Here is a 12,393-nt window from a genome sequence, read left to right on the forward strand (position 1 = left end):
GGGGATTCTGTCCGGGACTGTCTGCAGCAGGGATGCTGCAGCCAAGCGTACAGGGACGTATTTACCGCGTGTCTCGGACAGACATCCCCCCGGTTGCCGGCGCTCACCACCATTACCTACATCATGGCACACTACCAGAGTTTTGGCAGACTACCTGTTACGCCCTGTGTGCGTTAGAATGTCCGGCCGCTCCGCTCATCTTTTTATACAGGGTAACTTTGGTAATGGCAGGTATGGACGAACAATATAATCCCCATGATGTAGAACACAAAGCACGCACTTTCTGGGAGGAGAACAAGACCTTCGAAGTCCGGGAAGAGCCGGGTAAGCCTAAATACTACTGCCTTTCCATGTTTCCTTACCCCAGCGGCAAGCTGCATATGGGGCATGTGCGCAACTACACCATTGGCGATGTGATTTCCCGTTACCAGCGTATGCAGGGCAAGAATGTGATGCAGCCCATGGGCTGGGATGCGTTTGGTCTGCCGGCTGAGAACGCCGCTATTGCCAACAAAACCGCCCCTGCCAAGTGGACATACGCCAATATCGACTACATGAAAAACCAGCTCCGGCAGCTGGGTTTCGGCTACGACTGGAGTCGTGAGCTGGCAACCTGTGATCCGGAATATTACCGCTGGGAGCAGTGGTTCTTCGCCCGCCTCTATGAAAAAGGCCTGGTGTACAAAAAGATGTCCACCGTGAACTGGGACCCGGTGGATCAGACTGTACTTGCCAACGAGCAGGTTGTTGAGGGCCGCGGCTGGCGCTCCGGTGCTCTGGTGGAGCAGAAAAAAATCCCGCAGTGGTTCATTCGCATCACCGATTACGCAGAAGAACTGCTGAACGATCTGGATGATCTGGATGGCTGGCCGGAGCAGGTCAAGACCATGCAGCGCAACTGGATCGGCAAGTCTGTCGGTACCGAGCTGACCTTCCCGCTGAAAGACCGGGAAGACGGTCTGACCGTTTATACCACCCGCCCGGACACTCTGATGGGCGTGAGCTATATGGCTGTGGCGGCGGAGCATCCCCTGGCGGTAGCCGCTGCCGAGCGCCATCCCGACGTGGCTGCCTTTGCCGAAGAGGTCCGTAACAGCAAGGTTGCCGAGGCCGACATTGCCACTATGGAGAAGAAAGGGGTGGACACAGGCTTCAAGGCCATTCACCCGCTCACCCAGGAAGAAATTCCGGTATGGGTGGCCAACTTTGTGCTGACGGATTACGGCACGGGCGCGCTGATGGCTGTACCTGCCCACGATGAACGTGACCACGAATTCGCATTGAAGTACCACCTGCCCATCAAGCAGGTGATTTCCGCCACCGACGGTCGTGACATAGACGCGCAGGAAGCCGCCTTTACCGAAAAAGGCACTCTGGTGTCCTCCGGCAAGTACAGCGGCATGACCAGTGACGAAGCGTTTGATGCCATTGCCGATCACCTGGAAGCCAACGGCATTGGCAAGCGCACGGTTAACTACCGTCTGCGCGATTGGGGGGTCTCACGCCAGCGTTACTGGGGGGCTCCGATCCCGATGATGACCATGGAAGACGGCACTCAGCGCCCGGTCCCTGATGATCAGCTGCCGGTGATTTTGCCGGAAGATGTGGAAATGGATGGCGTACACTCGCCACTCAAAGCCAACCCTGAGTGGGCACAGACGTCCTTTGACGGGCAGCCGGCAACCCGGGAAACCGATACCTTTGACACTTTTATGGAGTCGTCCTGGTACCACGCCCGCTTCTGCAGTCCGAATTACGACAAAGGCATGCTGGACCCGGCCGCAGCCAACTACTGGCTGCCGGTGGATCAGTATATTGGCGGCATTGAACATGCCATCCTGCACCTGCTGTACGCGCGTTTTTTCCATAAACTGCTGCGCGATGTCGGCCTGGTTAACAGTTCCGAGCCGTTCAAACAGCTTTTAACCCAGGGCATGGTCCTGGCAGACACTTATTACCGGGAAGATGACAAAGGTGGCAAGGTCTGGATCTCGCCAGCGGATGTAACGGTTGAACGGGACGACAAAGGCCATGTAACCGGTGCTGTGCACAAGGAAGACGGCCAGCCGGTAACGCCCGGCGGTGTCACCAAAATGTCCAAATCGAAGAATAATGGCATTGATCCGCAATCGATCATCGATGCCTATGGCGCTGACACTGTGCGCCTGTTCATGATGTTTGCAGCGCCCCCCGAGCAGTCCCTGGAGTGGTCGGACAGCGCGGTGGAAGGTGCTCATCGCTTCCTCAAGCGCCTGTGGCGCCTGGTGCATGAACACGCGGCCCAGGGCCAGGCCCCGGCTCTGGATGTCAGTGCCCTGGATGACGCCGCCAAAGATCTGCGGCGCAAAACCCATGAAACCATTGCCAAGGTCAGTGATGACATCAGCCGCCGCCTGACATTCAACACAGCCATCGCTGCAGTTATGGAGTTGCTGAACGAGGTCAGCCGTGTGAAGAGTGATGATGCTCAGACCCGGGCTGCGCGTCAGGAGGCTCTGGAAACCGCTGTGGTCATGCTTGCACCCATTGTGCCGCATATCTGTCACCACCTCTGGCAGGATCTGGGCCACACTCAACCGGTCGTGGATGCTCCCTGGCCAGTGGCGGATGAGTCGGCCATGGTTCGCAGCGAAATCCAGGTGGTTCTGCAGGTCAATGGCAAGGTCAGAGCCAAGGCCGATGTTCCGGCCGATAGCAGCAAGGCTGATCTGGAGGCACTGGCGCTGGAAAATGAAAATGTGAAGCGGTTTATTGAAGGCGCAACGGTTCGCAAAGTGATCGTTGTCCCCGGCAAACTGGTGAATGTGGTGGCTAACTGATATGCGACTGTGCGCCCTGCCTGAAGAACGCATTCGGCTAATGACCATCAGTGTGATGGTCACTCTTCTGGCTGCCTGTGGTTTTCAGCTGCGGGGCGCGCCGCCGGTATCTGCTGCACTGGAGCCCCTGCATCTGGACTGCCAGTCGCCTGTTCCCACAGAGCTTTGCCAGTCCGTGCAGGAACAACTGGAACTGGGCGGTGTTGAACTGGCGCCTGCGCCGGAGGCTGCTTACCTGCTCAGGATCCGGGGTTTTGAAAGGGACCGCCGTGCCTCGGCGATCACCAGTCAGGCGGCAGCGGCTGAATATACCCTCAGGCATTCGGTTGGCCTGGAGCTGATCAGCTCTGACGGCATTCCGATTATTGCCACCACCCGTCTGACAACGACTGAAAGCTACAGATACGATGAGACCAACGTGCTGGCTAAACAGCGGGAAGAAGACAGCCTCAGACAACAACTTACGGAAAGGCTGGCACAACAGATTCTCTTCCGTCTGGCGCCGATAACAGAGGAACGGTTGCGGGAAATCCGGAACACCACGCAACCTGATGCACCATGAAGACAAATCCTGGCCAGCTGCCACAACTGCTGCAAAAGGGGCTTGCTCCGGTGTATCTGGTCTCCGGGGATGAACCACTGCTGGTGCAGGAGTGTTGCGACCAGATTCGCAAGGCTGCCCGGGATGCTGGTTTCCACGACCGCCTGACCTTCCATGCCGATCAGCAGCTTGACTGGAATACAGTGGCCGATGAATTCAGTGCCATGTCTCTGTTTTCTGAGCGGCGCCGCATAGAAATCCGGCTGCCTGCCGGCAAGCTGGGGAATGGCCGCCAGGTTATGGAGCGGGTGCTGGCTCAGCCCTCCGATGACATCATTGTGCTCTTGATCAGCGCTCGTCTGGATGCTGCCGAAACCCGGCGTAAATGGTACAAGGAACTGCAGGGCAAAGGGGTTCACATCCCTGTCTGGCCGATAGACGCAGACAAGTTCCCCGGCTGGCTGCAGCAACGGGCCCGCAACCAGGGACTGAGCCTGACCCGCGGTGCTCTGACCATGCTGGCAGAACGGCTTGAGGGGAATCTGCTGGCGGCCAGCCAGGAGCTGGACCGGCTGGCACTGCTGTCCAATGGCAAAACCATTGATGAAGAGGTGATTGAGCAGGCTGTCCAGGACAGCTCTCGCTTCAATGGCTTCGAGCTGGTAACAGAGTTGCTCAGCGGCCGCGCACCCCACGCTGGCAAAATTATCGGCGTGCTTCAGCAGGAAGGTGAAAATCCACTCGGGCTGCTGACCGTATTAAGCCGGGACCTGAACCTGTTGCTCGAACTGAAAACCGGCGCCAGCCGCAATGAGAACCCGGCCGCCTTCCTCAAAAAGCGGGGGGTGTTTCAGCCCCAGCGGGCGCGGGCACTGGAGCAGGCAGCCCGGCGCCTGAACCCAGGACAGCTGCACGAAGCTGTTACACTTTGCAGCCAGGTTGACCGGGCTGCCAAAGGCTTTGATGAGCTCTCGCCCTGGCACTATCTCCGGGATATGTCTGTGCTGCTGGCCGCCCGGTAAATCAGCTCGGATCCTGGAGATCCTGGCCCTGAATCAAAAAAAGCAGACCCGAAGGTCTGCTTTTTTATGCTTCACCGAAGATCAGAACTCGTCGGCGGTCAGTGCCATCATGGACTCACTGCCACTGCGGATACCTTCCGCCAGAGATACTGTTTTGGGCAGCAGGCGGTCGTAGTAGAAGCGTGCGGTTTTCAGCTTGCCGCTGTAGAAGCCAGACGTATCGCCTTCGGCCTTGGGTGCCGCAGCTTTCACCATCCGTGCCCACATATAGCCCAGTGCGGTGAGCCCGAACAGGTCCAGGTAGTCAACCGATGCCGCCCCAACCGCATTGGGGTTATCAGCGGCCTGAGCCAGTACATGCTCGGTCACATCTGACAGGCGCTCAAGAGCTGCCGCCAGGGGCTCAAGATAAGGACGCAGGCTTTCTTCCTCACGATTGTCTTCAATGAACGCAGCCACATCTTCAGCAAACAATTCGTACAGTTTGCCCTTGCTGCCGACAACCTTGCGCCCCATAAGGTCCAGTGCCTGGATGCCGTTGGTGCCTTCATAAATCTGGGTGATACGGCAATCCCGGACCAGCTGCTCCTGCCCCCACTCACGAATAAAGCCGTGACCACCGAAAACCTGCTGCCCGATGATACAGGCATCCAGGCCTCTGTCGGTGAGGAACGCCTTGGCCACCGGAGTCAGCAGAGCCACCATACCTTCGGCGTTTTCACGCCGCGCTTCTTCGGCCGGGTCGGCATACTTGGAAATATCGAGCCACTGGGCGACGTAGGTTGAGAAGGCGCGCCCACCTTCTACATAGCCTTTCATGGTGAGCAGCATACGACGCACATCCGGGTGTACCAGGATGGGGTCAGCGGCTTTTTCCGGCTGTTGTGCGCCCGTTGGTGCACGGCTCTGGATACGCTCCATGGCGTATTCCCGGGCGCTCTGCAGTGACGCTTCGGCAGCGCCCACACCCTGAATGCCCACGCCCAGACGCTCGTAGTTCATCATGGTAAACATGGCGTTCAGGCCTTTGTTTTCCTCGCCTACGAGCCAGCCCCTGGCCCCGTCAAAGTTCATGACGCAGGTAGCTGAGCCTTTGATCCCCATCTTTTTCTCCAGGGAGCCGCAGGCCAGGCTGTTGCGCTCGCCCAGTGAGCCGTCTTCGTTCACCAGAAACTTGGGGACCAGCAACAGGGAAATGCCTTTGGGACCTTTGGGCGCGCCGGGCAGCTTGGCCAGCACCAGGTGGATAATGTTTTCCGCCATGTCGTGCTCGCCCCAGGTAATAAAGATTTTGGTACCTGTTACGTTGAACGAGCCGTCGTCGTTAGGCTCAGCCTTGGTGCGGATGATACCCAGATCTGTCCCCGCATGAGGCTCTGTCAGATCCATGGCGCCGGACCAGACGCCGGAGTACATGTTAGGCAGGTATTTTTCTTTCAGTTCCTGGCTGCCGTGGGCATCCAGTGCCAGGCAGGCGCCGGCTGTAAGCATGGGTGCCAGGCCAAAGGCCATGTTGGCGCCCTGCATCATTTCTTCAAACTGTGCCACCAGAGTTTTGGGCATACCCATTCCGTCAAACTCGGGGTTACCGCCCAGGCCGTTCCAGCCACCTTCAATGATGGTCTGGTAGGCTTCCCTGAAGCCATCCGGTGTAGTGACTTCGCCGTTGTTCCACTGGCAGCCCTGCTCGTCTGCCTCGCGGTTCAGCGGTGCCAGCACACCACTGGTAATTTTTCCGGCTTCTTCCAGAATGGCGTCCGCGGTATCGGGATCAACGTTCTCCGCTACCTTGGGTAATGATGCCCAGAGTGCCGGGGCATCAAATACTTCATTCAGTACAAAACGCATATCACGCAGGGGTGCCTGATAATCAGCCATCTAACTCTCCAGTTTTGTTCACAGTTCTAATTCAATCTATTCTACCGCAAAAACACGATTGACTCATGAAAAAAGCCCGGCTCCTGGGAGCTCGGGCTTTCATGGTTCCGGTCAGACTTCAGCGCTTCCGGTTATCAAAGCGCGAAGTTGTCTTCCGGCATGTCCAGCAGTGTGTCAGCACCTGCCAGCATGGTTGCTGCATGGGTTTTGGTACGCGGCAGCATGCGGGTGAAGTAGAAGCGCGCAGTCTGCAGCTTGGCGCTGTAGAACTGCTCTTCACTGTCACCTTCGGCCAGCTTCTCCTGGGCAATCTTCGCCATGCGGGCCCACAGGTAGGCAAACACGGCATAACCGGAATACATCAGGTAATCCACAGAGGCCGCGCCGACTTCTTCGCGGTTCTTCATGGCGTTCATGCCGATTTTGGTGGTCAGTTCGCCCCACTCTTTATTGATTTCTGCCAGCGGCTCAACGAACTCTTTAAGCTGTTCGTTATCCGCGTTTTCCTTGCAGAACAGGTGTACCTGTTTGGTGAAGCTCTTCAGGGACTCACCCTGGGTCATCAGCACCTTACGACCCAGAAGGTCGAGCGCCTGAATACCGGTGGTGCCCTCGTAGATCATACCGATACGGGCATCCCGTACGTTCTGCTCCATGCCCCACTCGGAGATATAACCATGACCTCCGAATACCTGCAGGCCCAGGTTAGCGGCTTCGTACCCGATTTCGGTCAGGAAGGCCTTGGCGATCGGCGTCAGGAAGCCAAGAAGCTCATCGGCGGCCTTGCGGTCTTCTTCTGCCTTGGCACGCTCAACCAGGTCTGCTTTCTGTGCAGTCAGGTAGATCAGTGCACGGGCGCCTTCTGCAACGGCTTTCTGGGTCAGCAGCATGCGCCGGACGTCCGGATGCACAATGATCGGATCGGCAATGCCGTCCGGATTTTTGGGGCCACTCAGTGAACGCATCGCCAGACGCTCTTTGGCGTAGGCCAGTGAGCCCTGAAAGCCCAGTTCGGCTGCGCCCAGGCCCTGAATGGCCGTACCAATTCGGGCCACGTTCATGAAGGTGAACATGCAGTTCAGGCCGCGGTTTTCAGGTCCGATCAACCAGCCTTTGGCGCCATCGAAGTTGATCACACAGGTGGCGTTGCCGTGAATGCCCATTTTATGTTCAATAGAGCCACAGGATACGGCATTACGGTCACCGGCAGAACCGTCTTCAGCGGGCAGACGCTTGGGTACAATAAACAGCGAGATGCCCTTGGTACCGGAAGGTGCACCCGGCAGGCGGGCCAGCACAATGTGAACAATGTTGTCGGTCATGTCGTGCTCACCGGCGGAGATGAAAATCTTGGTGCCGGTAAGGCTGTACGAGCCGTCGTCGTTGGGCTCGGCCTTGGTGCGCAGAGTGCCCAGGTCGGAACCACAGTGGGCTTCTGTCAGGCACATGGTGCCGGTCCATTCACCACTGATCATCTTGGTGAGGTAGGTCTGCTTCTGCTCTTCTGTGCCATGGGCTTCAATGGTATTAATCGCGCCATGGCTGAGGCCCGGATACATGCCCCAGGCCCAGTTAGCGGTGCCGTTCATTTCACTCATCACGATACCCAGCGAGCTGGGCAGGCCCTGACCACCATAGTTAGGGTCAGCCGCCAGTGACGGCCAGCCACCTTCGACAAACTGGTTATAGGCTTCCTTGAAGCCTGTAGGCGTTGTGACACCGTCTTCACTCCAGGTGCAGCCTTCGTTGTCACCTACCGGATTCAGCGGCGACAACACCTGCTCCGCAAACTTTGCACCTTCCTGGATAATCGCATCCACCATATCCGGCGTTGCGTCTTCGGCATTTTCCAGATTAGCGTAGTGGGTCTCGCTGTCGAGCAGCTCGTTCATTACGAATTTGATGTCACGCAGGGGCGCTTTGTACTCAGGCATGTAAACCACCTCGGTTTTCGGTCGTGGCTGAAAACGGATAACAGCCTGCGGCCTTGGGTTTGCTCAGACACTGCAATAGGGTGCACTGCAGTATGAATTAAACAACTGTTTGAAACATACGTTTAGAGGCACAGAATTGTCAATAGCTGGACAGATAATTTGTGTACCTGTTGATCACTGGCACACGTTTCGAAAAGGTATCAGAAAACCATAACACTGCAGTGGCAAGCAGTGCTCCCAAGACTTTTTACTGCATTCGCTGTCTGGAGGGAATACCGGGATCCGCAGTGATGATTAACAGGTTAACAGCCAGCTCAATCAAACGGATATAGATAGAAACCCATCTGCCTCAAAGGCAGACTCTGGTCCAAAACCTGCAATACCCTGGTACGTATCTCTCGCTTGCTGGCCATTATTGCGTGATTCACTGGTAGTAGGCGTATCAGGCTTGGGCTGAGTACGAGAAGACGGACTGAATGGAGTTTTTTTGGATTCAGAGTTGTTCGATGCAGGGTTATTCTGTGCATGGCCGACGGCTGGGCTGCTTGAGCCGGCACCTGGCGAATAACGAGAGACAGCAGGAAATGAGGAAAGTGAGATCACAGACAGGCTCAGGCCATTATATCCAGAAGCGTACCAAGCGTTTCATCCGCCACTTTCACAACCTGTGAAGACGCCTCTACACTACGCTCATAAAGTTTTAGATCAATGATCGGCTCAGCCAGGCTGTTTCCGGTTGCGGCACTGCCTTGGGGGCCATCAACGCCAGTACGAGCAATTTTACGGGCGGCATTTTCCATGCCGTACATACCGTCCTGAATACCTTGAATGCCTGTTGCGAGCGCATTATTGATCATGACTGCTATTTCCCATAGCCCTTATTTACTCATATTAAGCCACAAAACTGTTCAGTTTTCAAACAACGCATCAACACCGAGATAGTGGCTCACAATTCCTGGCCTGGCGTCCTCCACCCAGGGTATGACCCCCAAACAAGTGGCCGGGATGTGCTCCATAAGATAGCTCAATGTTTCCTGCACACAGCTCATATCTTCAGGCTCTGAGTGGTTAGCGACCCATCCCGCCAGCATCAACCCATCGTTGCGAATTGCCTCAACTGTCAACAGCGCCTGGTTAATGCAACCCAGCCTCAGAGCAACCACAAGAATCACCGGCACGCCGAGCTGTCGGGGTACCGTGGAGTAGGTTTCCCTATCGTTCAGTGGAACTCTCCAGCCTCCGGCACCTTCAATTAATAAAAGATCCGCCGGGCGGATCTGCATACCACGGCAGAATCCCACTAGCCGATCGGCTGAAATAAGGCATCCGGCTTGTTTGGCTGCAACATGGGGCGCAATAGCAGGGGCCAGTGCTACGGGGTTGACAACATCATAAGCAAGGGCTTCAGTGGCCGCCGCCTGAAGAATCAGGGCATCCTCATTGCGCAGCCCCTCCGGTGTGCTTTCACAGCCTGAAGCAATAGGCTTCATGCCGAGTGTCCGCTTACCGGTAACTTTGGCGGCCTCTAAAATTGCCGCAGACACCATGGTTTTACCAACCCCGGTATCAGTACCTGTCACAAAAAACGTTTTTTTAGCCATACAAGCAGGTTTCCACCATTCCTCTGTTCAAGCGTGCTTTATCGTCCGCAACATCCCGGTGACCCAACAAATGGCAGCAATCGGAAAGTCCCTGCAACAGACTATCCAGATCCTGATGGGAGTGGGACGCACTGAACGTAACCCGCAACCGCGCTTCGCCCTCAGGCACAGTCGGCGGGCGGATTGCTGTAACCAGCAACCCCTGAGCCTCGAGAGCCCGGCTCAGTGCCAGCGTTTCCTGGTTATCGCCAACCATAATCGGCTGAATGGGTGTGCCCGAGGGCATTAATGAATACCCGAGAGCGGCAGCCTCCTGCCGGAAACGGTCAGTCAGGCTCTGCAGATGTTTACGACGCTCCCCGCCCTGCCCGATTAAATCAAGATTGTTACACGTTGCCAAAGCAAGGGCGGGAGGCATAGCCGTGGTGTAAATATAAGTGCGGGCCTTCTGCAACAGATAATCCATCAACACTTCCGGACCAGCTACAAATGCACCGCTGGTACCCGCCGCCTTGCCCAGAGTACCTACAAGAACCGGCACCTCTTCTTCTGACAAGCCAAGTTCCGCCACGCTTCCCCGCCCCTGCGGCCCAAGCACCCCGAAACCATGGGCATCATCCACCACCAGCAAGGCGTCGTGTTCACGACACACTTTCGCTAACGCCCGTAACGGGGCAACATCACCATCCATGCTGAACACCCCGTCGGTAACCACCAGCTTATGGCCATCAGTTTCCGCGAGCATGGCCTCGAGTGAGGCTACATCCCCGTGGGGGTACCGGCGAACCGTCGCCCGGCTAAGAATACAACCGTCGATAATAGAGGCATGGTTCAGCTGATCGGAAAAAATTGTATCTCCACGCCCCGCCAGCGCAGAAATCACCCCCAGATTGGCCATATAGCCGGTGGAAAACAACAAGGCCGAACTGCGTCCGGTAAACGCCGCAAGACGCTCCTCCAGTTGCTGGTGGGCCTCATGGTGCCCACAAATCAGATGCGAAGCTGCGCCGCCGAGCCCGGTATCCGACAATGCCACCCGAAGCGCTTCGATACTGGCAGAGTGATTAGCCAGGCCCAAATAATCGTTGCTGCAAAACGACAGCAACTCCTTGCCGTCGGCAGTTAACGCCGGCTGCTGAGGCCCGGAAACCTGCCGCCGGACACGATAAAGCCCGGCCTTTTTTCGTTGTTCCAGCTCTGAAATGAAGTTACGCACACATAAAGTTCCTGGTAAGAGACCAGCATTTGTACGTGCTGGTACTAAAATGGATAGGGAGGTATCTCTAAAGTATCAGCAACGGGGGGAAGTCTGGCTCCGGGATTGTAGAGGGCCATGGATGGCCCGAAACAAGCGCACATGGGTAAGGCAAGCGTTTATGAAGCGAAGCTTCATGCGCAGCCGAACGACAGCAATCTGCGATTGCTGGCCGGACCCCGCAAGGGGTGCTAGTAGCGTATCCCGGAGCCAGACTTCCCCCCGTTGCATATGCCAATATGTCTATGCAGTCTCCCGAGTAGCGTCATAAAACAGATGACGCGTCGCCTCATGCTCCAGAGCCTCGACAATCACTTCCTCATCCTGCGCTTCAGACACACACTGCTCCCGCTGCTCCGGCCGGATCCCCAGACGCCGGAACAGCAGCGTGTCGGCATCAGCTTCCGGATTTGCGGTCGTCAGCAGTTTCTCGCCATAGAAAATCGAGTTCGCCCCGGCCAGAAAGCACAACGCCTGCAACTGTTCATTCATCGTCTCCCGACCCGCAGACAAGCGCACGTGAGAGGCCGGCATCATGATCCGGGCGGCGGCAATCACCCGCACAAACTCAAACGGATCCAGATCTTCTGCATTTTCCAGAGGCGTCCCCTTCACTTTCACCAGCATGTTCACCGGCACACTTTCCGGATGCTGTGGCAGGTTGGCCAGCTGAACCAGCAAACCGGCACGATCGTCTTCATCCTCGCCAAGACCCATGATGCCGCCGCAGCAGACCTTCATGCCGGCGTCACGCACATTCGCGAGGGTGTCCAGGCGATCCTGATAGGTGCGAGTGGTAATAATATGGTTATAGTACTTCTCGGAGGTATCCAGATTGTGGTTATAGTAATCCAGCCCTGCCCCGGCCAGCTCTTCTGCCTGTTCCGGCTGCAGCATCCCCAGCGTCATACAGGTTTCCAGCCCCAGCGATTTTACCTGCCGGATCATGTCCAGCACATACGGCATATCCTTCTCCGCAGGGCTGCGCCAGGCGGCGCCCATACAGAAGCGTGAGGCGCCTTTTTCCCGGGCGGCGCGGGCCTCGGCCACAACTTTTTCAAGCTCCAGCAGCTTCTCTTTTTCCAGCCCGGTGTTGTAATGACCGCTTTGCGGACAGTATTTACAGTCCTCCGGGCAGGCACCGGTTTTTATTGAAAGCAGGGTACTGACCTGCACTTCATTGGGATCAAAATATTGCCGGTGCACCGACTGCGCCTGGAACAGCAAGTCGTTGAATGGCATATCGAGAAGTGACCTGGCCTCCTCAAGAGTCCAGTTGTGACGTAGTGTTGTAGCAGCCATGGGAGGTTCCTGTTAACCTTTTATGGTTTCTTGGTTTACGG

At 56.5% G+C, this 12,393-nt stretch carries 9 protein-coding genes; 3 read left to right on the plus strand and 6 right to left on the minus strand.

Going from position 1 to position 12,393, the window contains the following annotated elements; genetic code table 11:
- The first annotated feature begins 233 nt into the window (after positions 1–233).
- Genes leuS through holA form a run of 3 tightly spaced genes read left to right on the plus strand, consistent with a single transcriptional unit; the run spans position 234 to position 4,382 of the window.
- Entirely contained in the window at positions 234–2,819 is a 2,586-nt protein-coding gene (gene leuS / locus FFI95_RS13485) for a leucine--tRNA ligase (protein WP_144823704.1), read from the plus strand.
- The gene (locus tag FFI95_RS13490) at positions 2,803–3,381 is read left to right on the plus strand and encodes an LPS-assembly lipoprotein LptE (RefSeq protein ID WP_246069517.1); all 579 of its coding nucleotides are present in this window, start codon (positions 2,803–2,805) and stop codon (positions 3,379–3,381) included. Before leuS ends, FFI95_RS13490 begins: the two co-directional genes overlap by 17 nt.
- The gene (gene holA / locus FFI95_RS13495; protein ID WP_144823375.1) at positions 3,378–4,382 is read left to right on the plus strand and encodes a DNA polymerase III subunit delta; all 1,005 of its coding nucleotides are present in this window, start codon (positions 3,378–3,380) and stop codon (positions 4,380–4,382) included. The genes FFI95_RS13490 and holA overlap by 4 nt, the downstream gene beginning before the upstream one ends.
- Positions 4,383–4,463: 81 nt before the next feature.
- On the opposite strand, the gene FFI95_RS13500 is transcribed toward holA, so the two are convergent.
- From FFI95_RS13500 to bioB, 6 genes are all read right to left on the minus strand, one after another.
- A complete protein-coding gene (locus tag FFI95_RS13500; protein ID WP_144823377.1) occupies positions 4,464–6,260 on the minus strand; it encodes an acyl-CoA dehydrogenase C-terminal domain-containing protein in 1,797 nt (598 codons plus the stop codon).
- A 134-nt stretch (positions 6,261–6,394) separates the two neighbouring features.
- Positions 6,395–8,194 carry an acyl-CoA dehydrogenase C-terminal domain-containing protein gene (locus FFI95_RS13505; protein ID WP_144823378.1) on the minus strand — a complete coding sequence of 600 codons (1,800 nt, stop codon included), beginning with the start codon at positions 8,192–8,194 and terminating at the stop codon, positions 6,395–6,397.
- A 611-nt stretch (positions 8,195–8,805) separates the two neighbouring features.
- Positions 8,806–9,051 (minus strand): flagellar biosynthesis protein FlgE, encoded by a 246-nt coding sequence (locus FFI95_RS13510; RefSeq protein WP_144823380.1) that lies wholly within the window; start codon positions 9,049–9,051, stop codon positions 8,806–8,808.
- 51 nt (positions 9,052–9,102) lie between these two features.
- Positions 9,103–9,795 carry a dethiobiotin synthase gene (gene bioD / locus FFI95_RS13515; RefSeq protein WP_144823382.1) on the minus strand — a complete coding sequence of 231 codons (693 nt, stop codon included), beginning with the start codon at positions 9,793–9,795 and terminating at the stop codon, positions 9,103–9,105.
- Entirely contained in the window at positions 9,788–11,011 is a 1,224-nt protein-coding gene (gene bioF / locus FFI95_RS13520; RefSeq protein WP_144823383.1) for an 8-amino-7-oxononanoate synthase, read from the minus strand. The genes bioD and bioF overlap by 8 nt, the downstream gene beginning before the upstream one ends.
- Before the next feature lie 282 nt (positions 11,012–11,293).
- Positions 11,294–12,352 carry a biotin synthase BioB gene (gene bioB, locus FFI95_RS13525; RefSeq protein ID WP_144823385.1) on the minus strand — a complete coding sequence of 353 codons (1,059 nt, stop codon included), beginning with the start codon at positions 12,350–12,352 and terminating at the stop codon, positions 11,294–11,296.
- Between the last annotated feature and the right edge of the window lie 41 nt (positions 12,353–12,393).

It is taken from the genome of Marinobacter piscis, assembly GCF_007671655.1.
Lineage (GTDB): Bacteria > Pseudomonadota > Gammaproteobacteria > Pseudomonadales > Oleiphilaceae > Marinobacter > Marinobacter piscensis.